This is a genomic window from Allorhizobium borbori, assembly GCF_014196535.1.
Classification (GTDB): Bacteria; Pseudomonadota; Alphaproteobacteria; order Rhizobiales; family Rhizobiaceae; genus Ectorhizobium; species Ectorhizobium borbori.
Window position 1 is genome coordinate 54,912 of the sequence record NZ_JACIDU010000004.1, and the last position, 21,710, is coordinate 76,621.

The window sequence follows — 21,710 nt, forward strand, 5'->3', positions numbered from 1 at the left end:
TGAAACTGCTTTATCTTTCCCGCCATGCACAGTGTATCGCAGGAACAGGCCACCAGCGCCATGCCCACGGATCGGGTCGAGCGGACGCGCTTCTGGCGCGATAGCCGCTTCCTCGGCATGGAATGCATGACGGCGACCTTCATAACCCACGAATTCTCGCCGCACTCCCACGATACGTTTTCCATCGGCGCCATCGAGGCCGGGTGCCAGGTGGCGATGATCCGCGGCGAGCGGGAAGTCACCGGGCCGGGGGCGCTCTATCTCATCAATCCCGGCGAGACCCATGACGGCCAGCCGGGGGCGGAGGAGGGCTATCGCTACCGCATGATCTATCCGGACACGCAGGTCTTGACCGACATGCTGGAGGAAACCACGGGCCGCACCTTCCAGGGCACGCCGAGTTTCGGCCGCCAGCTTCTCACCGACCCGCAACTGGCGACCGCCTTCAACCGGGCGCATGCGCGGCTGGAGGATGGTACGAGCGCGCTGGAAAGCGAGGAAAGCATGTATTCCGTTCTGGCCGCGATGTTTGCCCGCCACGGCAGCAGCATCGTCGTGCCGCGCGATTACCGCGAGCCGGCCGGCGTGCGCCGCGCGCGCGATTACATTGCCAGCCATTTCGATGCGGAGATCGGACTGGAGGATCTGGCGAAGGCGTCCGGCCTCAGCCGTGCCCATCTCATTCGCGCCTTCCGAAAGCATTATTTCATCACCCCGCACGCCTACCAGACGGACCTGCGCATTCGCCATGCCCGCCGTCTGCTCAGCGCCGGCGGCACACCCTCCGATGTGGCGCTGGCCTGCGGCTTTGCCGATCAGGCGCATCTGACGCGCCACTTCAAGGCGCGCACCGGCCTGACGCCGGCGAAGTATCGCGCCGCCTGATCACTTTCCTACAAGATGCCGATGCGCGGGCAGGCTATGCCGGGCGTAATCGGGTGGAATCACCGTCTGAAAAGGCAGGAATAGAGGTTTGAAATGACAGTGAATAACGGCGTGGCCGGTTCTGCCGCGGCAGATGGCTTGGTGGCTGGCATCCGTGCGGCCTTGCCGCTCATCGTCGCCGTGGTGCCGGTCGGTCTGGTGTTCGGGGCGGTCTCCGCCGGCAAGGGGCTTTCGGCGCTGGAGGCAACGCTGATGAGTGCGCTTGTCTTCGCGGGCGGCTCGCAATTCGTTGCCATGGATATATGGACGCACCCGGCAAGCTGGGCGGGCGTCGGTTTCGCCGCGCTTCTCGTCAATGTGCGCCATGTCCTGCTCTCGGCCTCGATCGGGCCGAAGATGGGGGCTTTCTCCAGCCTGCAGAAATATGTCTCCATGCTGTTTCTTGCCGATGAAATCTGGGCGCTGGCCGAAATGAAGGCGCGCGCCGCACGGCTGACGCCGGCCTGGTTTGCCGGCATCGTCGTGCCCTTCTATGCGGCCTGGGTCCTGTCCTCGCTGCTCGGCGCCATGGCAGGGGCCTTCATGGGTGATCCCGCGCTGCTCGGCCTCGATTTTGCCTTTCCGGCGGTCTTCATCGTGCTCATCATGAATTTCTGGCAGGGCAGGCGCACCGGTGCCGTGCTGCTGGCGAGCGCGGTTGCAGCGGTCGCGGTGAAATCCCTTTTCGGTGGGGCGTGGTACATCGCCGCCGGCGCACTGGCCGGGCTTGCTGTCGCCGCCGTTGCCGGCGCGCGGGAGGAGAAGGCGCAATGACCCTCGATCTCTCAACCCTTCTCGCCATCCTCGCGATGGCGGCGGCCACCATTTTAACCCGCATCAGCGGGCTGGTTCTCATTCAGCGGGTGAAGCTTTCCGATCGTGCCCGTCAGGCACTGGAGGCCATTCCGCCCGCCGTGCTGATGGCCGTCGTGGCGCCTACCGCGCTGATGACGGGTGCGGCGGAAACCATTGCCTGTGTCGTCACGGCGCTTGCCGCCCTTCGCCTGCCGCTTCTCGCCGCGACGGCGGTGGGGGTCGTCTGCGTCGCGCTTCTGAGAGCCGTCGGGCTTTAGGCCGCCCGGTTTTCGTCCAGGAACCGGGCGCGAAACTCCGTCGGGCTGATGCCCAGCTTGCGGCGGAAATGATGGCGCAGCGTGTGGGCGGAACCGAAGCCGACGGCCTGCGCAATCGCCTCCATCTGGCCCGACCCCTGACACAGCAGTCGCTTGGCGTCAGCAACGCGCTCCGTCACCAGCCATTCACCGGGCGTCGTGCCGGTCGCTTCCGAAAAGCGGCGCAGGAAGGTGCGGTCGCTCATGCGGACGATCCGCGCCATGCCAGCAATCGTCCAGTTGCGGGAAAGATCGCTACGCACGGCATCCAGCAGCGGCGCGATTTCCGTGCCCTCCCTGAACGCCACCGGACGCTCCAGAAATTGCGCCTGTCCTCCAGAGCGGTGCGCGGGCATGACCAGCCGCCGCGCCACCGAATTGGCCGCCGCCGCACCGAAATCCTGCCGCACGATCTCGATGAGAAGATCGATGCCGGCCGCACTTCCCGCCGCCGTGTAGATCCTGTCATGGGCGCGGTAGAGCGAGGTTTCGTCCACCGCGATATCCGGATGGTGCGCCCTGAGCGCCTCGGCATAGCGCCAATGGGTGGTGGCAATGCCGCCATCGAGCAGGCCGGTCGCGGCGAGAACGAAAGCACCGGAACAGAGCGAAACCAGCCGTGCGCTGCGCCCGTGGGCGGTCCTGAGTGCCGCGCGTAATACCTCCGGCACGGGCGCGCCGGCACCCTTCCAGCCGGGGGCGACGATGATGTCGGCCCGCTCCAGCAGGTCCATGCCGCCATCCGCCATCACCGTCAGCCCGCCGGCGGCGCGCAAGGGGCCGTCCTCGATGGCAGCGCTCGCGAAGCGATACCAGCCCGGCCCCATTTCCGGGCGAGACAGGCCGAAGATTTCGGTGACGATGCCGAATTCGAAGGTGCAGAGGCCATCATAGACGAGGGCGACGACGAGAGGGCCGGTGAGGGAGGGTATAATGTCTGTCATGATATTTACGCTTATTGTCAATCCTGCCAATTTTCAAGGACGCGGTTTCGAGCGATCTTCTCTCCACGCAACAGGAGATCCCCCCATGACCACTGCCGTTACCGCCATTCCCGCCGCGCCGAGCGATCAGGCCCGCGAACATTTTGCCGCCGAGTTCACTTTTGAAACCGATTGCTGGGATGTGCATGATGCGCTCGCGAAAGGCGCGGATTTCGTGCTGCTCGATGTGCGCGGCCCGGCGCTTTATGCACGGGGGCATGTGCCCGGCGCCATCAGCCTGCCCCATGGCAAGATTACCCGCAACCGCATGTCGGGATGGCCGGAGGATACGCTGTTCGTGACCTATTGCGCCGGACCGCATTGCAACGGCGCGGCGCGCGGTGCGCTCAGGCTTGCCGAACTCGGCCGCCCGGTGAAGATCATGGCCGGCGGCATCACCGGCTGGCTGGATGAGGAGTTTGCGCTGAAAGCCGGCGGTGAACCGTAAAGCCTAGTCGTCGAGGCGCGTTTCCAGCGCTTCGATTTCCCGGTCGGAGAAGACTTCGATACCGTTTGCGCGCAAGAAGGTGGCGGTGACGCCGGCACCCGGATGTCTGATGCCGGAAAAGGAACCGTCATGGATGAGGCCGCTGCCGCAGGAAGGGCTGCCGTCGATCAGCAGCGCGAAGCGGCAATCGTGCCGACGGGCCAGATCAAGCGCGATGCGCGCGCCTTCGATGAACTGAGCGGTCACGTCTGCTCCGGTCGTGTCGACGACTTTCCCGGCTCCTTCAAGAACTGCGGCTCCGTTGGCGCCGTTCGCGATTTCGGCGGGCGGGCGCGGAATGGCAAAGCCCGCCATCACCTCGGGACAGATGGGGACAACGCGACCCTCTTCCTGCCAGCGGGCAAGGGCCGGGTGCGCCAGCGGCTTGCCCGCGCCGTTATAGCGCACCGGCTGGCCGAGCAGGCAGGCGCTGACCAGAATTTTCGCCCTGTCCGTCATGTCATCCCTCACGCGCTGGCTTGTGTCGAAGGCGGTTGATTAGGTCAATCTTAACCACGTTTCCATAAAAAGAGGCAGTTATACACGCGACGCCGCATGAAGCCGTCCAGAATTCACCGCCATCGCCATGACGGGGAGGAGGCGCGGGGGAAAAGCATGACCGTCCTTCCGCCGCTTCGCAGTGCCGCCCTTGTTCTTATGTCGCAAAACCTCGCCACCAACGCCTCGCAACTGGCCGAGCATGGTCCGACGGATGCCATTCTCGCGGCCATGACCGAGAGCGAACCGAAGGCCGGCGTCAGCGCCCAGCCGGGACAAGTGGAGGCGGCTCTTTCCGAATCCATCTTCAGCGTCAACCACAAGGGGGTGACGGAGATGAAGTTCGACCTCGTCAAGCGAACTGGCGAGGAACTGGGCGTCAATATCGATGACTACGACAGCGCACAGGCCTATGGCGCGGCATTGCAAAAGGTCGTCCGGGAACTTCGCCTTCAACCGGGTGGCGAGATGGCGTTGCGGGCCATCGAGCGCAAACTTGGGCTGGACGATCTCGGCCTGAGCCTTGATGACGCCATCAACGCAGCATCTGACCCGAACGGCGAAGCCGGCAACAAGGTGGAAAAGGCGCTGGCCGCCTATTACGGTATCGAGGAAGACGGCGCAGCCAATGAGGAACAGGCCCCGCTTCTGGTGCTGACCGATGAGGCCGGTCTTTACGGCCTGATCGCGGGCTGAACCTTCGTGGAAAAGAGGAGCGCCAAGCGCTCCTCAATGCTCTTCGTACTGGATGAAGGAGGGATCGGCGAGATCGGCGAAGCGGGTGAATTCCGCCTGGAAGGCCAGTTTCACCGTGCCGGTCGGTCCGTGACGCTGCTTGGCGATGATGACATCGGCCGTGCCCTTCACCTTGTCGAACGTGGCTTCCCATTCCGCATATTTCGGATCGTCGGGATCGCGCGGCTCCTGGTTCTTCACATAGTATTCTTCGCGGAACACGAAGAGCACCACGTCGGCGTCCTGCTCGATCGAACCTGATTCGCGAAGGTCGGAAAGCTGCGGACGCTTGTCATCGCGGCTTTCCACCTGACGCGAAAGCTGGGACAGCGCGATGATCGGAACGTTGAGTTCCTTGCCCAGCGCCTTCAGGCCCGTGGTGATTTCGGTCACTTCCTGAACGCGGTTTTCGCCCGCCTTCTTGGAGCCGGTCATAAGCTGAACGTAGTCGACCACCAGAACGTCAAGGCCGCGCTGGCGTTTCAGACGGCGCGCACGGGCGGCGAGCTGGGCGATGGAGATACCACCGGTCTGGTCGATATAGAGCGGCACCTTCTGCATCATCTGCGAGCAGGCGACGAGCTTCTCGAAATCGGCCTCGGTAATGTCACCTCGGCGGATCTTGGACGAAGACACTTCCGTCTGCTCGGAAATGATACGGGTGGCAAGCTGCTCGGACGACATTTCGAGCGAGTAGAAGCCGACGACGCCGCCGTTCTTCGCCTTCACCGAACCATCCGGCAGATATTCCGGATCATAGGAAGCGGCGATGTTATAGGCGATGTTGGTGGCGAGCGAGGTCTTGCCCATGCCCGGACGTCCGGCGAGGATGATCAAGTCCGAGCGCTGCAATCCACCCATCTTGTTGTCGAGCGACTGGATGCCGGTGGAAATGCCCGAAAGATGGCCGTCGCGCTCGAAAGCCGCGCCGGCCATGTCGATAGCAAGCGCCACGGCGTCGTTGAATGACTGGAAGCCGCCGTCGTAACGACCGGTTTCCGCCAGTTCGAACAGGCGGCGCTCGGTATCCTCGATCTGCGTCTGCGGCGGCATGTCGAGCGGCGCGTCATAGGCGATGTTCACCATGTCCTCGCCGATGGTGATCAGCGCACGGCGCAGCGCCAGATCGTAGATGGCGCGGCCAAAGTCCTCGGCGTTGATGATGGTGACGGCCTGGGCGGCAAGCCGCGCGAGGTACTGCGCGACGGTGAGTTCGCCTACCTTCTGGTCGGCGGGCAGAAAGGTCTTGAGCGTGATCGTGTTGGCGATCTTGCCCATGCGGATGATGTCGCCCGCGACTTCGAAAATCTTCCGGTGCAGCGGCTCATAGAAATGAACCGGCTTCAGAAAGTCGGAAACGCGGTAAAAGGCATCGTTGTTGACGAGCATGGCGCCCAGCAATGCCTGCTCGGCCTCGATGTTGTTCGGCGCTTCGCGCTGGAAGCCCTCGGCTCCCCGTGCGGGGTCGGTGAGTTTGCGTGCCGCGTCGTTCATGGTTCCGTCCCGTTACGATCGTGAGATACTAATCCGTAAGGCCTGCCGGGCCTATGGCCGAAGACCCCGTCCACAGCGATTCACAGGCGCTGCGAAAATATCTTTCGCGCCTGTTGACGGCGAATCACAGCGAACGCCCATTCTACAAAAAGAAAACGCCCGGCGAACCGGGCGTTTCCGCAATCCCGCGAAGGGATGCCTGATCAGGCGTCTTCTTCTTCGTCCAGAGCGTCCGGGTCGAAGAAGTTTTCCGGCTTCAGGGCGTCTTCGTCTACGCCGTAGATGGCGTCGACGGACGTCAGGTCTTCACCCTTCGACTGACGCTCGGCTTCTTCGGCCGAACGGGCAACGTTCAGTTCGACGGCGATTTCGACTTCGGCGTGCAGGTGGATGGTCACCTTGTGGATGCCGATGGCCTTGATCGGGTGGTTCAGCTCGACCTGGTTACGGGCAACGTTGAAGCCTTCGGCAGCGAGGATTTCAGCAACGTCGCGGGCAGCAACGGAGCCGTACATCTGGCCGGTTTCGCCAGCGGCGCGCACGACGATGAAGGACTTGCCGTCGAGCTTTTCGGCAACGGCCTGGGCTTCGGACTTGCGTTCCAGGTTGCGGGCTTCGAGAACCGTGCGTTCAGCTTCGAAGCGCTTCTTGTTGGCTTCGTTGGCGCGCAGCGCCTTGCCGAGCGGCAGCAGGTAGTTACGGGCGTAGCCGTCGCGAACCTTGACGGTTTCGCCCATCTGGCCGAGCTTGGCGATGCGTTCCAGGAGAATAACGTCCATGGGAGTTTCCTTTCGTTTGTTCGATTGTCTCAGGATTCAGGGGTATTTCCAGCCTTGACCGGGGTCAGGGCGAAGGCGCGGCGCGTATCGGAAAGACCGATCGCGAGAATGACGAGGGCCGGCAGCAGCAGCACCGACGAGAGGTAGGCGAGCACCAGCAGCGGCGTGCGGAAATCCTTGCCGCGCGTGCGAAAGTGAAGTGAGGCAAAGCCGGCGATCAGGAAGCCGGCACCGAACGCGCCGGTCACGGTCGCGCCGATCATGGCGGGAGCGCCGCCGAGAAAGGTCAGCGCCACGCCACCCAGCATGATGAAGATCGCGTTGCGGTGCATGCGCAGCGAAGAGGGCATGTCCTCACGCGGACGAACGCCGCGGCCGGACTGGGACACAACGCGTGTTGCGAAGTAATAGGCGGCAAACAGCATGATGAGCCACATGCCGGCCTGCATCATCGGCAGGGTGATGAGCAGCGTCTTCTGCGTGCTGAGCAGAACGGCGGGATCGAGCATCATGCCGTTCGGCTGATCGGCGAAGGTCTTCGCCATGGCCTCGACGAGTCGTTCGATGAAGTCCGGGCCGAAGCCGATCATTGTGCCGAGAATGATGACGGCCGCCGTTACCAGAGCGCACAGGTGCAGCAGGATGTCGGGCAGGGGGTACCAGGCAAGCTGGTCGTCCGGGCCGCCGATTTCGGAAGCCGGGCGCGCCAGGTTGGCGAGATGGCTGATCCAGCAGGCCGGGACGGTAGTGAAGATGCCCATGGTCAGCGCGAACATCGGCGAAATCAGAAGGCTGCCAACGATGGCGGCGACGCCGACGGCAACGGCCGCAGCGCGCAGGCCCCAACCGAGGCCGGCAATCAGAACCGGCAGGGCGGACGCGGCATAGAGAACGAAGGAAAGGGACGAACGAACGCCTGCGCCGTAGCCCAGAAGGGCGGCGGTCACGCCGGCGAGAAAGCCGGTCAGCAGCACTGTCCTGTTCAGTCCGTTCACGTTCGCTGTCCTGCATCTTGGCAGTTAGGGGCGTTACCGGCCATTGGCCGCGCCTCAACATGGGGTTTTCAGGGGATGTCCCCCGGGTTCCGATCCGCGCCCAACACGGAAGGGATGCAAGGCCGCCCGGAGGCGACCTTGCAAGTCAAATCAGGACATCACGTAGGGCAGCAGGCCGAGGAAGCGGGCGCGCTTGATGGCCTTGGCCAGTTCGCGCTGCTTCTTCTGCGAAACAGCCGTGATGCGGGAAGGAACGATCTTGCCACGCTCGGAAATGTAGCGCTGCAGAAGACGGATGTCCTTGTAGTCGATCTTCGGTGCGTTGGCGCCGGAGAAGGGGCAGGTCTTGCGACGGCGGTGGAACGGGCGACGAACCGGTGCGGAGGAAACTTCAGCCATTGTCTTTAACTCCTCTTGTCAGTTCACGCGCGGTCTTCGCGCGGACGGCGCGGACCACGATCTTCGCGGGGGCCGCGGTCTTCGCGCGGGCCACGGTCCGGACGGTCGCCGTCGCGGCGCGGACGGTCGTCACGGTCGCGCTTCTGAAGCATGGCCGACTGGCCTTCTTCGTGGGCTTCGACAGAAACCGTCAGGTAGCGCAGGACGTCTTCGTTGATGCGCTGCTGGCGCTCCAGTTCGAAGATGGCCGCAGCCGGGGCATCGAGGTCGAGCAGGGCGTAGTGAGCCTTGCGGTTCTTCTTGATGCGGTAGGTCAGGGACTTGAGGCCCCAGTTCTCGATACGGCCAACCTTGCCGCCGAAGGATTCGACGACGCCCTTGTACTGTTCGATGAGCGCATCGACCTGCTGGGCGGACATGTCCTGCCGAGCAAGGAAAACGTGTTCGTAGAGAGCCATTACAGCTTGCCTTTCTTGCGTTTGAAACACCGGACTGTCCGGTATCCGTTCGCGCAACCCGATTACGGCGCCAAGCCTCAACGACTGCTCCTGGGGCTTCTGAAGGCCCGGCAAGAAAAGCGTTTTGTCCGAGACGGTCGAGAGCGGAGACACGGGAGGCCGAACCCTTTTGGTCCTGCGGTTTCTCTTTCCGAGGAAGGAAAAACCGGCCCTCCGTTCAGCCACCAGCCGGATGACCGGGTGTTGCGAACAGCGCGCTTATACGCATTTTCAGCGTAAAGGCAAGGGGAACCGGCAATAATCAGGCGCTTTGCGGTCGCGTGAACGACGTCACGAAGGTCGTGAGGTCCGATGCGGGTGTGGCTGCATCATGAATCATCAGCGAGCCGATGGCTGCGTTATAGGTGAAGGCATACTGCTCGGCCTCCGCCATGGCCCCGGTAAACTCGATCCTCAGGCTGTCATTGTCGTTTCCGAAGGAAAGGGTGACGACATTGCCGTCGCGCTCGATCCGCGCATCGGCGATGTTGTAGCGTGCGGTGCCGGTTTCGGAGAAGGCGTGGATTTCGATGGCGGCATTGGTGGATAGTGTGTCCTGCCCATCGCCTATGGCGTAATAGTAGCTGGCGGCCCACTTGCCTTGATTGTCGATGATGACGGTGTCGTCGCCCTTGCCACCGGAAACGGCGTGGATCGTTCCCCGCGCGCTCAGATTGATGTGGTCGTTTCCATCGCCGCCATTGAGGGCGACCACGCTGCCCGTGTCCAGCCGGATCATGTCGTGCCCGTCTCCCCCGTCGATCGCCAAGGCATGGTAGCGGGCGGTGATGACCATCGCATCATCGCCGTTGCCGCCGGACACGCTTTTGACGGTGCCATCGCTCGAAAGCAGGATCGTGTCGTTGCCATCTCCCCCGGAAACACTGCTGATTCCTTCCCAGTAGGGCGCGCTATAGGCTTCGCTACCGCCCTCGGCGGTGGCATTGATATAGTCGTTGCCGTCACCCGCCTCGATCCCCGTGATCTTTGAAACGCTCATGCGGATCGTATCGTTGCCGTCGCCGGTCCGGGCGCTGGCCGTACTGTCGCCACCGGTGGCGGCGATGGTCAGCAGCGTGTTGCCCTTCGCATCCATGATCAGCTTGATGATCGAGGCGACGAGGGCGCCGGTATCGTTGGCCGAACTGACCTGCAAACTGCCGTTTGCGGTATAGGTGTGCTCTCCATCCGACTGGACCGCCCGGGCATTTTCCAGCAATTGCAGCGCATGCTTGCCGGAAACGCTGACGGCGGATGAAGATGTGATGTCGATCATGGTGCAATCCCGAAAAGATAATTGTCTTGAGATGCAATCTTTTCGGGAATTATGATTTCTCTGGGTTGATGAAGAATTAATGGGCAACCCTGAGGATTGCCCATCATTTCAAGCTGTCAGATTGTCAGCGGGTGTTCGCGGTGGATCTTGGCGATCCCGGCGAGAACCTCGGCCGATAGCGTGATGTCTGCGGCACCGATATCGGTCTTCAACTGTTCCATCGTCGTGGCGCCGATGATGGTGGAGGTGTTGAACGGACGCGTCAGGCAGAAGGCCAGCGCCATCTGTGTGAGGTCGAGGCCGTGCTGCTTCGCCAGCGCCGCATACAGCGCCACCGCCGGTTCCTGCAACGGCTGGAGGCGTCCACCGAGATCGCCGTTGATCGTTGCGCGTGAACCGGCCGGCTTCGCGCCGTTCAGGTATTTGCCGGTGAGAATGCCGGCGGCGAGCGGCGAGTAGGGCAGGAGGCCGACATCCTCATGATGGGCGACTTCGGCGAGGTCGAGATCGAAGGTACGGTAGAGGAGGTTGTATTCGTTCTGGATGGAGGCGACGCGCGGCAGGCCCTTTTCTTCCGCAAGGCGCAGATATTGCAGCGTGCCCCAGGCGCTTTCATTCGACAGGCCGATATGGCGGATCTTGCCGGCCTTCACCGCTTCGCCGAGCGTCGTCAGCACGATCTCGATATCGAGCTTTGCCTTTTCCTTGTCCTGCTTGAAGGCGTCGAAATTCCAGGAGTTGCGGAAATGGTAGGTGCCACGGTTCGGCCAGTGGACCTGATAGAGGTCGATATAATCGGTCTTGAGGCGCTTCAGGCTGGCATCGAGCGCCGCGCGGATGCCGTCCGGGTCCATTGGGCGACCGTCGCGGATATAGGCGCGGCCCGGACCGGCAACCTTGGAAGCCAGAATGACCTCGCTGCGGTTGTTGCGGGCCTTGAACCAGTTGCCGATGATGGTTTCCGTATCGCCATAGGTATCGAGTGAAAGCGGCGTCGTGGGGTAGAGTTCGGCCGTATCGAAGAAGTTGACGCCGTGTGCCAGCGCGTAATCCATCTGTTCGAAGGCTTCCGCCTCGGTGTTCTGGGTACCCCAGGTCATCGTGCCCAGGCAGATTTCGGACACGGTAAGGCCTGTGCGGCCAAGCGGGTGGTATTTCATGGGAAAGGCTCCGGGGGAAAGCAGAGGGGTTTTGCAGTGCCGCAAATTTAATGCGGAATCGCCGGGGCGCAAGCAGGATTGCCCCAAATTTATCAACCATCGAAAAATGCCTGTTTCCCGTGCTTCTTGCAGCCTTTACCGGCCTTTCTATTGACTTGACGCTTGAGAATGTGAATGGAAAGAAAAAATTAACGGGAAGGGACGAACCCCAATGAGCGTGGCATTCACATTTCCTGGGCAGGGCAGTCAGGCCGTCGGCATGGGCCGCGAACTGGCCGACAACTTCGCCGAGGCGCGAGCCGTATTCGATGAAGTGGACGAGGCGCTTGGCGAAAAGCTCTCGGACACGATGTGGAACGGGCCGGAAGACGAGCTGACGCTGACGGCCAACGCCCAGCCGGCGCTGATGGCCGTTTCGGTTGCGACCATCCGTGTGCTCGAGGCGCGCGGCTTCAGCCTCAATGACAAGGTGTCCTTCGTTGCCGGTCACTCGCTTGGCGAGTATTCCGCGCTCTGTGCCGCCGGCACCTTCTCGCTGGCCGATACGGCCCGGTTGCTGCGCATTCGCGGCAATGCCATGCAGGCTGCCGTTCCGGTGGGTGAAGGCGCCATGGCCGCCATCATCGGCCTTGAGGCGGATGTGGTCGAAGCCGTCTGCGCCGAAGCCGCAGAACTCGGCGCTGCCCAGATCGCCAATGATAATGGCGGCGGCCAGCTCGTGATCTCCGGCTCGAAGGCCGCGATTGAAAAGGCCGCGGCCCTTGCTTCCGAAAAGGGCGCCAAGCGCGCGCTGATGCTGCCGGTTTCCGCTCCCTTCCATTCCGCCCTGATGGGCCCAGCTGCCGAAGCCATGGCCGAAGCGCTGGCCAAGGTCGAGGCGAAGAACCCGGTCGTGCCGGTCGTCGCCAATGTGCGGGCGGCGCCGGTCAGCGACGCAGAGACCATCGTCAAGCTTCTGGTCGAGCAGGTCACGGGCCGCGTCCGCTGGCGCGAAACCGTTGAATGGTTCGCAGAAAACGGTGTGACCACGCTTTATGAAATCGGCACCGGCAAGGTGCTGACCGGCCTTGCCAAGCGCATCGACAAGCGCGTCGCCGGCGTCGCCGTAAACACGGCCGCCGACATTGATGCGGCGCTCGCTGCGCTGAACGGCTGAACCCGAATTTAAAGGAAGGAACAGGACAATGTTCGATTTGACCGGCCGCAAGGCACTGGTGACGGGCGCAACCGGCGGCATCGGCGAGGAAATCGCCCGGGCGCTGCACGCTCGCGGCGCAACCGTCGGCCTGCACGGCACACGCAAGGAAAAGCTGGAGGCGCTGGCCGCCGAACTCGGCGAGCGCGTCTTTATCTTTCCCGCGAACCTTTCGGATCGTGATGAGGTCAAGGCGCTCGGTCAGAAGGCCGAGGCCGAAATGGGCGGTGTCGACATTCTCGTCAACAATGCCGGCATCACCAGGGACGGTCTTTTCGTGCGCATGAGCGACGAGGACTGGGATGCGGTGATCGAGGTCAACCTGACGGCGGTGTTCCGCCTGACGCGCGAACTGACGCACGCCATGATGAGGCGCCGCTATGGCCGCATCATCAACATCACCTCGGTGGTCGGCGTTACCGGCAATCCCGGCCAGGCCAACTACTGCGCATCCAAGGCGGGCATGATCGGCTTCTCGAAGTCGCTGGCGCAGGAAATCGCCAGCCGCAACGTGACCGTCAACTGCGTCGCCCCCGGCTTTATCGAGTCGGCCATGACTGGCAAGCTGAACGACAAGCAGAAGGATGGCATTCTCGGCTCCATCCCGATGAAGCGCATGGGCACCGGCGCGGAGATTGCTTCCGCCGTTCTCTATCTCGCCTCCTCGGAAGCAAGCTACGTCACCGGACAGACGCTGCATGTCAACGGCGGCATGGCGATGATCTGATTGGTTGAAGGGCGTTTGACCTGTGTTCAACCGCCCTTCACCAGTGTTCAGGGCGATTTTCAGGCTTTGCGGCGGGCTTAAACCATGTTAAGCGGGCCGAGACTGACATCAGTCGCCCCTGAAAAAGAGGGAGGGTACGCCTCGACGGCGGTCCCGTTCTTGCAGCGGGGTTGAGCGGGGGGTACCTGTGGAAAGGACGACTGTTCTTTTCTCGGTTCAACCAGGGTCCGGGGTGACTGTGTGTCTCCCGGGGAATGAAGTTAACGGTCGAGGAAACCGACATGAGCGATATCGCAGAACGCGTTAAGAAAATTGTTATTGACCATCTTGGTGTGGACGCCGACAAGGTTGTCGAAGGCGCGAGCTTCATCGACGATCTGGGCGCGGACTCGCTCGACACCGTCGAACTGGTCATGGCCTTCGAAGAAGAGTTCGGCGTTGAAATCCCGGACGACGCTGCTGACTCGATCCTCACGGTTGGCGACGCCGTGAAGTTCATCGAAAAGGCTCAGGCCTGATTCCCATCAGGTTCGTTTTCGAGTGTGAACCGGCGGGCGGCCATAGCTGCTTCGCCGCGTTCCTCGGAAAATCTTATCACGTTGAAAATTCAGCCTGCCAGTCCGCTTGTGAGTGTGACTGGCGTGCCAATATGTCAAATTCCCTGTGGCGCGCGGTGGCGTGAAACAGAGCAATAGCCAAGAAAAGTTTCGGGAGGTCGCGGACGATGAGACGTGTCGTTATCACCGGTATCGGCATGGTGTCCCCGCTTGGGGCAGGCGCCGAGATTACCTGGTCCCGTTTGCTGGCAGGTGGCAATGCCGCCCGCCGCGTTACCGAATTCGAAGTCGATGACCTCCCCGCCAAGATCGCCTGCCGCCTGCCGTTCGGCGATGGCACGGACGGCACCTTCAATGCCGACCAGTGGGTCGATCCCAAGGAACAGCGCAAGGTCGATCCGTTCATCGTTTATGGCATGGCCGCTGCCGACATGGCGCTGGCCGATGCCGACTGGCACCCCAAGACGGATGAGGACCAGATCGCCACGGGCGTGATGATCGGTTCGGGTATCGGTGGTCTGGAAGGTATCGTCGAGGCCGGCTACACGCTGCGCGACAAGGGCCCGCGCCGCATTTCGCCCTTCTTCATTCCGGGACGTCTCATCAACCTTGTTTCCGGGCAGGTGTCGATCCGTCACAAGCTGCGCGGTCCGAACCATGCCGTCGTTACGGCCTGTTCGACGGGCGCGCACGCCATTGGCGATGCCAGCCGCCTGATCGCGCTTGGCGACGCCGATGTGATGGTCGCCGGCGGTGCAGAATCGCCGATCTGCCGCATCTCGCTCGCCGGCTTTGCCGCCTGCAAGGCGCTCTCCACCCAGCACAACGACAATCCGCAGATGGCGTCGCGTCCCTATGATCGCGACCGTGATGGTTTCGTCATGGGCGAAGGTGCTGGCATCGTCGTTCTCGAAGAGCTTGAGCATGCCAAGGCGCGCGGCGCGAAGATCTATGCCGAAGTGGTCGGTTACGGTCTGTCCGGCGATGCGCACCACATCACCGCTCCGAGCGAGGATGGCGACGGTGCCTATCGCTGCATGGCTATGGCGCTGAAGCGCGCTGGCCTTGGCGCATCCGATGTCGATTACGTCAACGCGCATGGCACATCGACCATGGCAGACACGATCGAACTCGGTGCGGTCGAGCGGCTTGTTGGCGAATCCGCATCGCGGGTGTCCATGTCGTCCACCAAGTCGGCCATCGGTCACCTGCTCGGTGCAGCGGGCGCGGTCGAAGCGATCTTCGCGACACTCGCCATCCGTGACAACATCGTGCCGCCGACGCTGAACCTCGACAATCCCGACGTCGACACCAGGATCGACCTCGTGCCCCACGTTGCCCGCAAGCGGGAAGTCAATGTGGCGGTGTCGAACTCCTTCGGCTTCGGGGGCACCAATGCTTCCGTGGTCATGAAGCGCTACGAAGGCTGAAAGCCCGATCGTGCCGGTCGGGAACCCGGCCGGCATCTGCATGCCCGGCTGTCCCGGCAGGACTGTCGGCGTCATGATTGGAAAGGTGCTCGCCGTGCGAGGCCCCCCGGCTGACGTCAGACCCGCCGCGCAACCCGTTCCGGAGCGGTTTCTCCGGAATGACGGTTTCGTCCTCGACTAGTTTTCGCCGCATTGCTCCAGCATTTCGTTGAGCTTGCCCAAAGGAAAAGATTCGCCGGTGAACGAAACATCTGATCTGAACAGCAATGAACCGGTCCGCGAGCCCTCGCGCGCACCGAAGGGACCGATCATTCCGAAGTCGCCCAACGAAGCGCTGCGCCCTGAAAAGGTTCCGGAGCCGCCAAAGCGTTCGCGCAAGGCCCGCAGCCAGTTCGTTGTCTTTCTGAATTTTGTGATGACGATGGTCGTGCTGGCCGCTGGCGTCGCTGTCGGCGTGTTCTTCTACGTGAACAAGGCCTTCCGTGAACCGGGTCCGCTCGCGGTCACGACCCATGTCATCGTCCGTCCGGGGTCGGGCACAGGCGAGATCGCGACCAATCTGGAGCGCAATGGTGCGATCAGCGATGCACGCATCTTCCAGTACATGTCGAAGATCTATCTCGGCGACCGCACGGTGAAGGCTGGTGAATACGAGGTGAAGGCAGGCGCCTCCATGCAGGAGATCGTCGATCTGCTCGAGTCCGGCAAGTCGATCCTCTATTCCATCACGTTCCCGGAAGGTCTGACCGTTGCGCAGATTTTCCGCCGTCTCTCGGACGATCCGGTGCTGGAGGGCGATCTGCCCAAGGTCATCCCGGCGGAAGGATCGCTCAGCCCCGATACCTACAAGTTCTCGCGTGGCACCAAGCGGGAAGAGATCATCAGCCAGATGCGGGCGCAGCATGACAGGCTTCTTGACCAGATCTGGCTGCGTCGTGATCCCGAACTGCCGCTGAAGTCGAAGGAGGAACTGGTTACGCTGGCCTCCATCGTGGAGAAGGAAACCGGCAAGGCCGATGAACGGGCCCATGTCGCCTCGGTGTTCTATAACCGCCTTTCCAAGGGCATGCGCCTTCAGTCCGACCCGACCGTGCTGTACGGGATTTTCGGCGGTGAGGGGCGTCCATCCGACCGTCCGATCTATCAGTCGGATCTCGACAAGGACACGCCTTACAACACCTACAAGATCAAAGGTCTGCCGCCAGGGCCGATCGCCAATCCGGGTCGCGATGCGCTGGAAGCGACAGCGCTTCCATGGAAGACCAAGGATCTCTATTTCGTGGCCGATGGCACGGGTGGGCACGTTTTTGCCACCACGCTTGACGAGCACAATGCGAATGTCCGGCGCTGGCGCAAGCTGCAGGCCGATCAGGCGGCAACACCCGCCGAGACGCCCAAGACGCCGTGACAGGCCAGAACATGCATTCGCGCCGGGGCGGTGGAGAAACCATCGCCCCGGTCTTTTCAATGGAAAGGAAACCTGATGGCTCTGCGCTCGATGACCGGCTTTGCACGCAGCGAAGGCGAAAGCGGTCGTTACCGCTTCTCCTGGGAATTGCGCGCCGTCAACGGCAAGGGTCTGGATCTGCGGCTGCGCCTGCCGCCGGGGCTGGAGCGTATCGAGGCCGATCTTCGCAAGCTCGCAGGTTCCGTGCTGAACCGCGGCAATATCCAGGCCGGGTTGACGCTTGCCGTGGCGGAAAACCGTATCGAGGCGGTGGTGAACCATGATGCGCTGAACGCGGTTCTGGCGCTCAAGGCCGAACTCGGCGCAACCATCGATCCAGCACCGCTGCGTTTCGACAGCCTGCTCGGCATTCGGGGGCTGATCGATTTCCGCGAAGCTGAAGATGAGCCGGAAGCGGTCGCCGTGCGCGATGCCGCCGTGCTCGACGCCTTCCAGGCGGCGCTTGATGGCTTGAATAGCATGCGCGAGCGCGAAGGGGCGGCTCTTGGCGACGTCCTCTCAAGCCAGGTCGATCAGATCGCGGCCATCGCCGATCGCATTGAGGCCGACCCCTCCCGCCAGCCGGCGGAGATCGTCAAGCGTATCGCAGCCCAGGTCAACCAGTTGCTGGACGCGAATTCATCGCTCGATCAAGACCGACTGCATGTTGAAGCCGCGCTTCTCGCCACTCGTGCCGATATTCGCGAGGAACTGGACCGCTTGCGCGCCCACTGTTCCGCCGTGCGCGAATTGCTGGTCGCCGGTGGGCCTGTCGGTCGCAAGCTCGATTTTCTTGCACAGGAATTTAACCGGGAATCGAATACGATCTGTTCGAAGTCGAATGCGGTCGCCGTAACCTCGGCGGGCATCGAACTAAAAGTCGTGATCGACCAGTTCCGGGAACAGGTTCAAAATCTGGAGTAACCGATGACTACGGCCAAAAAGCCGCTCACCAAGATCAATCGCCGCGGCCTCATGCTGGTCATTTCCTCGCCGTCGGGGGCCGGGAAGTCGACCATTTCCCGCGCGCTGATGGAAGCCGACCCGACGCTTGGCATGTCGGTGAGCGTGACAACCCGCCAACGCCGCCCGAGCGAGATCGCCGGCCGTCACTATCACTTCATTTCGGTGCGTGAGTTCGAGCGCCTGCGTGACAGCGATGCGCTGCTGGAGTGGGCCGAGGTTCACGGCAATTTCTATGGCACGCCGCGTGAGCCGGTTGAGATCGCCATGGCCGAGGGCCGCGACATGCTGTTCGACATCGACTGGCAGGGTGCGCGTCAGTTGCAGGAAAAGATGGCCGCCGATGTCGTCTCCATCTTCGTTCTGCCGCCGACCATGACCGAACTGCAATCGCGCCTGCACCGCCGCGCCGAGGACACGGAAGAGGTCATTCGCACGCGTCTTCTGAATTCCCGTTCGGAAATCGAGCACTGGCGCGAGTACGACTACATCATTGTCAATGAAGACCTGGATACCGCCTTCGATTCGGTTCAGTCCATCGTCAAGGCCGAGCGCCTGCGCCGCGACCGCCGTCACGGCCTGTTCGATTTCGTGCGTGTGCTGCTCGAGGAAGAGCCGAAGCTCTGAGAGTGTCAGCATCCGGACAATAAAAGGCGCCCCGCAACGGGCGCCCTTTTATTTTGGTAGCAAGGATGACCGGGGTCAGAACACGCGCTGTTTTGCCTTTGCAACCGAAAAGCCGTGGCCCTGACCGTTGGTGCAGGTCATGCCCGTGGTTTCTGAAGTGCAGGTAACGGTGCCAAGCGTGACGGACTTGCCGTAATCGAGCGTGAAGGCATCGGGCGAAACGACAGCATCGCCCACACAGCCGACATACCCCTTGCCCCGGGTATCGACGGAGAAGGAAGAGCCCCAATCCAGTTCGCAGTCCGTAGGCGGTTTGCGGAAGGTCTTCGTCAACTCCAGCAGATCGCACCGTGCGCCCGCGAATTCCCCGGTTGCAAGCATGCAGGCGATGTTGCCGGTTGGCGAACGGAAGAAGAGCATGTCATCCGCCAGCGCGGACGAGGCGGGAATGAGGGCGCAGGCAAGGACGAGACGGCTCAGTTTCATGGCGATGTCCACGTCGAAGGGCAAGCCGGTATAGCCGGCCGAAACTACAGGCAGTTGGCCAGTGTGACGAACTCCTCCACCGAAAGCGTTTCCGCCCGCCGGGTGGGGTCGATGCCGGCCTTGGCCAGCAGGGCCTCGCCGCCCAGCGCCTTCACGCTCTGGCGCAGCATTTTGCGGCGCTGGCCGAAGGCGGCCTCGGTGACGCGTTCGAGCTTTTTCACGTCGCAGGGCAGGGGATTGTCGCGGGGTGTGAGATGCACGACAGTCGACGTCACTTTCGGCGGCGGAGTGAATGCCTGTGGCGGCACGTCGAATGCCATGTGCGCCTGCGTGCGCCAGCCCGCCAGCACGCCGAGACGGCCATAATGGTCGTCTTCCTCGTCGGCGACGATCCGCAGGCCGACCTCGCGCTGGAACATCAGCGTCAGCGATTCCCAATAAGGCGGCCAGACGGGCGGTAACAGCCAGTTGATGAGCAACTGCGTGCCGACATTATAGGGCAGGTTGGCGATGATCTTCACCTTGCCGCCTTGGGCTTCGGCCAGAGCAGCGAAATCCACCTTCAGCGCATCGCCCTCGATGACTTCGAGACGACCGGGATAGTGATCGGAGATTTCGGCGAGCGCCGGCAGGCAGCGACTGTCGCGCTCTATGACGATGAGTTTCTTCACGCCGAGCGAGAGAATGGCGCGCGTGAGCCCGCCGGGGCCCGGGCCGACCTCGATGACAGTCGCGCCCTCCAGCGAACCGGCGGTGCGTGCGATCTTCTGCGTCAGATTGAGGTCTAGCAGGAAGTTCTGGCCAAGTGCCTTGCGGGCATCGAGACCATGGGTGGCAATGACCTCCCTCAGTGGCGGGAGGTCGTCGATAGCAGCCATCAGTTCGTCTTTCCGGCGTGTCCGGCAAGCTCGCTGGCTAGCTTCAGAGCCGTCACGAGGCTCGTTTCGCGGGCCACGCCCTGACCGGCAAGACCGAAGGCCGTGCCGTGATCCGGCGAGGTGCGGATGAAGGGCAGGCCGAGCGTGACATTGACGGTATCATCGAACCCGAGCGCCTTGGCCGGGATCAATGCCTGATCGTGATACATGCACACTGCGAGATCGTAGCGGGCACGGGCATCGTCGTGGAACATCGTATCGGCCGGCAGCGGCCCGAAGGCGTCGATACCTTCCGCGCGCAGGCGGCTCACGGCCGGTGCGATGATGTCTTCGTCTTCCTTGCCGATGGCGCCACCTTCGCCGGCATGCGGATTGAGACCGGCAACGGCCAGACGCGGCGAAGCCATGCCGAAACGTTCACGCAGATCCTTGGCGGCAATGCGGCAGGTCTCGAATATCAGGTTTTCGCTCAGTCGCGATGCCACATCCTTCAGCGGAATATGGATGGTGACCGGCACGGCACGCAGTTTCGGCCCGGCCAGCATCATCACCGGCATGTCGCGCTTGCCCGTGGCTCGGGCGGCGAGTTCCGCGAGGAATTCGGTATGGCCCGGAAACTTGAAGCCGGCTTGATAGAGCACGGACTTGGCGATGGGGTTGGTCACGACCGCACTGGCCTTGCCGGAGGTGGCGAGTTCCACGGCCTTTTCGATGGAGGCAATGGTACCGCCCGCCGTGCCGACATGCGGCTCACCGGCCACCACGTCGATGCCGGCGGGGACGGGCAGAACCGGCAGTGCCGTTGCGAAGATCGATGCGGCAGCTTCCGGTGTCGATGTCTTCAGCGGCACGTCAAGATCGAGCAGACGGGCGCGGATCGCCAGAACGTCGGGATCGCCGACATAGATGAACGGCGCAAGCCCGTATTCCTCCCGCTTCGTCCAGGCGACCAGCGCCAGATCAGGGCCGATGCCCGCAGGGTCTCCCTGTGTCAGGGCGAGGGGAAGCTGGCTCGAAACGGCATTCGGCATGGGGCGATCCTTGGGCGTGCTCAGCGATAGGTGATCTGCGTCTTGGCGCGCAGCTCATCGAGGAATTTCTTCTCGTTCGGGTTGGCTTCCGATTGTTTGCCGGCATTGGCAAGGTCTTCGGCCCGGAACACGATTTCGGCGGCCAGATCGTCGTTGACCTGACGCTGGCTGCAGATGGCGAGGAACTCGGCGCCCTTGTCGGTGATGAGCACGCCGGTCGTCTGGCCCTTGGCCGCCTCCACCAGCGGCTTCCATTCATCGGGAATTTGCTGAACCATCATGCGGCCGAGATCGCGTACGGTCACGTCGTGATAGGCCTTGGCAAACTGCTTGCCCTGCGCGCAACCGGGGTAGGAGGCGCGGGCGGCTTCGGCCTCGGCCTTGCGCTTGGGGGCGATGGCCTTCTTTGCGGCAGGCACGACGAAGATGACCTGCTGGAATATGTACTCGGTGGTCACAGGCTTCTTGCCTGCCTCAGCCATGCGCTTGACGATGTCCTGATTGGAAAGCTTGCCGGCGCTGCCATATTTCGCGTTCAGCAGGCGCGGCCAGCTCATTTGCACGGCAATGAAAGCCTTGAAATGCTCCGGCCCGACGCCGGCCTGGTTGAGAATCTGCGAAAGCTGCTGCGGCGAAAGCTTGTTGCCGGCTGCAAAGCGGGCAAAGGACTTGTCCACGTCATCCTGACTGACGGATGCACCAACGCGGGCGATTTCCTGACGCTTCAGCGTTTCGTCAACGAGTTGCTCGCGCGCCATCTTGCGGTCGGCCTTCTGGCGCTGCAATTTCAGGAAGGCCATGCGGCGGGAGACGTCGTTATTGGTGATCGCGGTACGACCGACGATGACTTCCACTGTGGAACTCGACTGTGCATTTGCCGGCGTTGCCGCCAGAAACGCAACAGGCACGACCGCAGCAGACAATGAAGATGCGACGACACCCGCCATCAGGGCGCGCACAGCCTTTTTCCCAACAGCCATCGGCATTTCCTTTCCCTCGCCGGGTCTAGCGCCCGCGTATTCCTCTTGCG

Annotated in this window: 25 protein-coding genes; 12 read left to right on the forward strand and 13 right to left on the reverse strand. The window is 62.5% G+C overall.

Translation table 11 applies throughout. The features are described from left to right. The first annotated feature begins 24 nt into the window (after positions 1-24). The 3 genes from GGQ66_RS06005 to GGQ66_RS06015 all read left to right on the forward strand — a co-directional run bounded on the left by GGQ66_RS06005 (position 25) and on the right by GGQ66_RS06015 (position 1,997). Positions 25-885 (forward strand): AraC family transcriptional regulator, encoded by an 861-nt coding sequence (locus GGQ66_RS06005; protein WP_183790476.1) that lies wholly within the window; start codon positions 25-27, stop codon positions 883-885. Positions 886-978: 93 nt separating this feature from the next. Further along, positions 979-1,698, forward strand: coding sequence for an AzlC family ABC transporter permease (locus tag GGQ66_RS06010; protein WP_183790478.1), 720 nt, complete (start codon positions 979-981; stop codon positions 1,696-1,698). Beyond that, on the forward strand, positions 1,695-1,997 hold the full coding sequence (locus GGQ66_RS06015) for an AzlD family protein (RefSeq protein ID WP_183790480.1): 303 nt from the start codon (positions 1,695-1,697) through the stop codon (positions 1,995-1,997). Before GGQ66_RS06010 ends, GGQ66_RS06015 begins: the two co-directional genes overlap by 4 nt. On the opposite strand, the gene ftrA is transcribed toward GGQ66_RS06015, so the two are convergent. Beyond that, positions 1,994-2,980 carry a transcriptional regulator FtrA gene (gene ftrA, locus GGQ66_RS06020; RefSeq protein WP_183790482.1) on the reverse strand — a complete coding sequence of 329 codons (987 nt, stop codon included), beginning with the start codon at positions 2,978-2,980 and terminating at the stop codon, positions 1,994-1,996. The two genes, GGQ66_RS06015 and ftrA, sit on opposite strands and share 4 nt — an antisense overlap. 85 nt (positions 2,981-3,065) lie before the next feature. Between ftrA and GGQ66_RS06025 the strand changes: the two genes are divergently transcribed. Beyond that, entirely contained in the window at positions 3,066-3,467 is a 402-nt protein-coding gene (locus GGQ66_RS06025) for a rhodanese-like domain-containing protein (protein ID WP_183790484.1), read from the forward strand. Between the two features lie 3 nt (positions 3,468-3,470). Here GGQ66_RS06025 and GGQ66_RS06030 read toward each other — a convergent pair whose 3' ends face one another. Then, on the reverse strand, positions 3,471-3,965 hold the full coding sequence (locus tag GGQ66_RS06030; RefSeq protein WP_183790486.1) for a 2-thiouracil desulfurase family protein: 495 nt from the start codon (positions 3,963-3,965) through the stop codon (positions 3,471-3,473). A 156-nt stretch (positions 3,966-4,121) separates the two neighbouring features. On the opposite strand from GGQ66_RS06030, the gene GGQ66_RS06035 reads away from it, so the two are divergent. Next, the gene (locus GGQ66_RS06035; RefSeq protein WP_183790488.1) at positions 4,122-4,700 is read left to right on the forward strand and encodes a hypothetical protein; all 579 of its coding nucleotides are present in this window, start codon (positions 4,122-4,124) and stop codon (positions 4,698-4,700) included. A 33-nt stretch (positions 4,701-4,733) separates the two neighbouring features. Here the strand turns inward: GGQ66_RS06035 and GGQ66_RS06040 are convergent, their stop codons facing one another. The 7 genes from GGQ66_RS06040 to GGQ66_RS06070 form a co-directional block, all read right to left on the reverse strand. Beyond that, positions 4,734-6,233 carry a replicative DNA helicase gene (locus GGQ66_RS06040; protein ID WP_183790490.1) on the reverse strand — a complete coding sequence of 500 codons (1,500 nt, stop codon included), beginning with the start codon at positions 6,231-6,233 and terminating at the stop codon, positions 4,734-4,736. Between the two features lie 203 nt (positions 6,234-6,436). Beyond that, on the reverse strand, positions 6,437-7,012 hold the full coding sequence (gene rplI / locus GGQ66_RS06045) for a 50S ribosomal protein L9 (RefSeq protein WP_183790492.1): 576 nt from the start codon (positions 7,010-7,012) through the stop codon (positions 6,437-6,439). A gap of 29 nt (positions 7,013-7,041) precedes the next feature. Next, entirely contained in the window at positions 7,042-8,007 is a 966-nt protein-coding gene (locus GGQ66_RS06050; protein ID WP_183790494.1) for a DUF2232 domain-containing protein, read from the reverse strand. 150 nt (positions 8,008-8,157) lie between these two features. Further along, entirely contained in the window at positions 8,158-8,406 is a 249-nt protein-coding gene (gene rpsR, locus GGQ66_RS06055) for a 30S ribosomal protein S18 (RefSeq protein ID WP_183790496.1), read from the reverse strand. 23 nt (positions 8,407-8,429) lie between these two features. After that, the gene (rpsF, locus tag GGQ66_RS06060; protein ID WP_183790498.1) at positions 8,430-8,864 is read right to left on the reverse strand and encodes a 30S ribosomal protein S6; all 435 of its coding nucleotides are present in this window, start codon (positions 8,862-8,864) and stop codon (positions 8,430-8,432) included. Between the two features lie 301 nt (positions 8,865-9,165). After that, entirely contained in the window at positions 9,166-10,179 is a 1,014-nt protein-coding gene (locus GGQ66_RS06065) for a hypothetical protein (RefSeq protein WP_183790500.1), read from the reverse strand. Positions 10,180-10,295: 116 nt separating this feature from the next. Then, on the reverse strand, positions 10,296-11,339 hold the full coding sequence (locus GGQ66_RS06070) for an aldo/keto reductase (RefSeq protein WP_183790502.1): 1,044 nt from the start codon (positions 11,337-11,339) through the stop codon (positions 10,296-10,298). 211 nt (positions 11,340-11,550) lie between these two features. Between GGQ66_RS06070 and fabD the strand changes: the two genes are divergently transcribed. From fabD to gmk, 7 genes are all read left to right on the forward strand, one after another. Next, positions 11,551-12,495, forward strand: coding sequence for an ACP S-malonyltransferase (gene fabD / locus GGQ66_RS06075; RefSeq protein WP_183790504.1), 945 nt, complete (start codon positions 11,551-11,553; stop codon positions 12,493-12,495). A 28-nt stretch (positions 12,496-12,523) separates the two neighbouring features. Then, on the forward strand, positions 12,524-13,261 hold the full coding sequence (gene fabG / locus GGQ66_RS06080) for a 3-oxoacyl-[acyl-carrier-protein] reductase (RefSeq protein WP_183790506.1): 738 nt from the start codon (positions 12,524-12,526) through the stop codon (positions 13,259-13,261). 281 nt (positions 13,262-13,542) lie between these two features. Further along, positions 13,543-13,779 (forward strand): acyl carrier protein, encoded by a 237-nt coding sequence (locus GGQ66_RS06085; RefSeq protein ID WP_003502080.1) that lies wholly within the window; start codon positions 13,543-13,545, stop codon positions 13,777-13,779. 206 nt (positions 13,780-13,985) lie between these two features. After that, on the forward strand, positions 13,986-15,248 hold the full coding sequence (fabF, locus tag GGQ66_RS06090) for a beta-ketoacyl-ACP synthase II (RefSeq protein ID WP_183790508.1): 1,263 nt from the start codon (positions 13,986-13,988) through the stop codon (positions 15,246-15,248). A 238-nt stretch (positions 15,249-15,486) separates the two neighbouring features. Further along, positions 15,487-16,656 (forward strand): endolytic transglycosylase MltG, encoded by a 1,170-nt coding sequence (mltG, locus tag GGQ66_RS06095; protein WP_183790510.1) that lies wholly within the window; start codon positions 15,487-15,489, stop codon positions 16,654-16,656. A gap of 75 nt (positions 16,657-16,731) precedes the next feature. Then, positions 16,732-17,619, forward strand: a complete 888-nt coding sequence (locus GGQ66_RS06100; RefSeq protein WP_183790512.1) for a YicC/YloC family endoribonuclease — start codon at positions 16,732-16,734, stop codon at positions 17,617-17,619. Between the two features lie 3 nt (positions 17,620-17,622). Then, on the forward strand, positions 17,623-18,285 hold the full coding sequence (gene gmk / locus GGQ66_RS06105) for a guanylate kinase (protein ID WP_183790515.1): 663 nt from the start codon (positions 17,623-17,625) through the stop codon (positions 18,283-18,285). 75 nt (positions 18,286-18,360) lie between these two features. Here gmk and GGQ66_RS06110 read toward each other — a convergent pair whose 3' ends face one another. From GGQ66_RS06110 to GGQ66_RS06125, 4 genes are read right to left on the reverse strand one after another with little or no spacing between them, the layout of a single operon-like run. Beyond that, positions 18,361-18,771 carry a DUF6636 domain-containing protein gene (locus tag GGQ66_RS06110; protein WP_183790516.1) on the reverse strand — a complete coding sequence of 137 codons (411 nt, stop codon included), beginning with the start codon at positions 18,769-18,771 and terminating at the stop codon, positions 18,361-18,363. A gap of 44 nt (positions 18,772-18,815) precedes the next feature. Further along, entirely contained in the window at positions 18,816-19,649 is an 834-nt protein-coding gene (gene rsmA, locus GGQ66_RS06115) for a 16S rRNA (adenine(1518)-N(6)/adenine(1519)-N(6))-dimethyltransferase RsmA (protein ID WP_183790518.1), read from the reverse strand. Beyond that, positions 19,649-20,680 (reverse strand): 4-hydroxythreonine-4-phosphate dehydrogenase PdxA, encoded by a 1,032-nt coding sequence (gene pdxA, locus GGQ66_RS06120; RefSeq protein ID WP_183790520.1) that lies wholly within the window; start codon positions 20,678-20,680, stop codon positions 19,649-19,651. Before pdxA ends, rsmA begins: the two co-directional genes overlap by 1 nt. Before the next feature lie 20 nt (positions 20,681-20,700). Beyond that, positions 20,701-21,660, reverse strand: a complete 960-nt coding sequence (locus tag GGQ66_RS06125; RefSeq protein WP_183790522.1) for a SurA N-terminal domain-containing protein — start codon at positions 21,658-21,660, stop codon at positions 20,701-20,703. Positions 21,661-21,710: the final 50 nt, after the last annotated feature.

What these genes read in the sequence shown, in the direction of transcription:
- GGQ66_RS06005 (WP_183790476.1), top strand. Translation starts at nt 25, where the DNA reads ATGCACAGTGTATCGCAGGAACAGGCCACCAGCGCCATGCCCACGGAT.
- GGQ66_RS06010 (WP_183790478.1), top strand. Translation starts at nt 979, where the DNA reads ATGACAGTGAATAACGGCGTGGCCGGTTCTGCCGCGGCAGATGGCTTG.
- GGQ66_RS06015 (WP_183790480.1), top strand. Translation starts at nt 1,695, where the DNA reads ATGACCCTCGATCTCTCAACCCTTCTCGCCATCCTCGCGATGGCGGCG.
- ftrA (WP_183790482.1), bottom strand. Translation starts at nt 2,980, where the DNA reads ATGACAGACATTATACCCTCCCTCACCGGCCCTCTCGTCGTCGCCCTC.
- GGQ66_RS06025 (WP_183790484.1), top strand. Translation starts at nt 3,066, where the DNA reads ATGACCACTGCCGTTACCGCCATTCCCGCCGCGCCGAGCGATCAGGCC.
- GGQ66_RS06030 (WP_183790486.1), bottom strand. Translation starts at nt 3,965, where the DNA reads ATGACGGACAGGGCGAAAATTCTGGTCAGCGCCTGCCTGCTCGGCCAG.
- GGQ66_RS06035 (WP_183790488.1), top strand. Translation starts at nt 4,122, where the DNA reads ATGACCGTCCTTCCGCCGCTTCGCAGTGCCGCCCTTGTTCTTATGTCG.
- GGQ66_RS06040 (WP_183790490.1), bottom strand. Translation starts at nt 6,233, where the DNA reads ATGAACGACGCGGCACGCAAACTCACCGACCCCGCACGGGGAGCCGAG.
- rplI (WP_183790492.1), bottom strand. Translation starts at nt 7,012, where the DNA reads ATGGACGTTATTCTCCTGGAACGCATCGCCAAGCTCGGCCAGATGGGC.
- rpsR (WP_183790496.1), bottom strand. Translation starts at nt 8,406, where the DNA reads ATGGCTGAAGTTTCCTCCGCACCGGTTCGTCGCCCGTTCCACCGCCGT.
- rpsF (WP_183790498.1), bottom strand. Translation starts at nt 8,864, where the DNA reads ATGGCTCTCTACGAACACGTTTTCCTTGCTCGGCAGGACATGTCCGCC.
- GGQ66_RS06065 (WP_183790500.1), bottom strand. Translation starts at nt 10,179, where the DNA reads ATGATCGACATCACATCTTCATCCGCCGTCAGCGTTTCCGGCAAGCAT.
- GGQ66_RS06070 (WP_183790502.1), bottom strand. Translation starts at nt 11,339, where the DNA reads ATGAAATACCACCCGCTTGGCCGCACAGGCCTTACCGTGTCCGAAATC.
- fabD (WP_183790504.1), top strand. Translation starts at nt 11,551, where the DNA reads ATGAGCGTGGCATTCACATTTCCTGGGCAGGGCAGTCAGGCCGTCGGC.
- fabG (WP_183790506.1), top strand. Translation starts at nt 12,524, where the DNA reads ATGTTCGATTTGACCGGCCGCAAGGCACTGGTGACGGGCGCAACCGGC.
- GGQ66_RS06085 (WP_003502080.1), top strand. Translation starts at nt 13,543, where the DNA reads ATGAGCGATATCGCAGAACGCGTTAAGAAAATTGTTATTGACCATCTT.
- fabF (WP_183790508.1), top strand. Translation starts at nt 13,986, where the DNA reads ATGAGACGTGTCGTTATCACCGGTATCGGCATGGTGTCCCCGCTTGGG.
- GGQ66_RS06100 (WP_183790512.1), top strand. Translation starts at nt 16,732, where the DNA reads ATGGCTCTGCGCTCGATGACCGGCTTTGCACGCAGCGAAGGCGAAAGC.
- gmk (WP_183790515.1), top strand. Translation starts at nt 17,623, where the DNA reads ATGACTACGGCCAAAAAGCCGCTCACCAAGATCAATCGCCGCGGCCTC.
- GGQ66_RS06110 (WP_183790516.1), bottom strand. Translation starts at nt 18,771, where the DNA reads ATGAAACTGAGCCGTCTCGTCCTTGCCTGCGCCCTCATTCCCGCCTCG.
- rsmA (WP_183790518.1), bottom strand. Translation starts at nt 19,649, where the DNA reads ATGGCTGCTATCGACGACCTCCCGCCACTGAGGGAGGTCATTGCCACC.
- pdxA (WP_183790520.1), bottom strand. Translation starts at nt 20,680, where the DNA reads ATGCCGAATGCCGTTTCGAGCCAGCTTCCCCTCGCCCTGACACAGGGA.
- GGQ66_RS06125 (WP_183790522.1), bottom strand. Translation starts at nt 21,660, where the DNA reads ATGGCTGTTGGGAAAAAGGCTGTGCGCGCCCTGATGGCGGGTGTCGTC.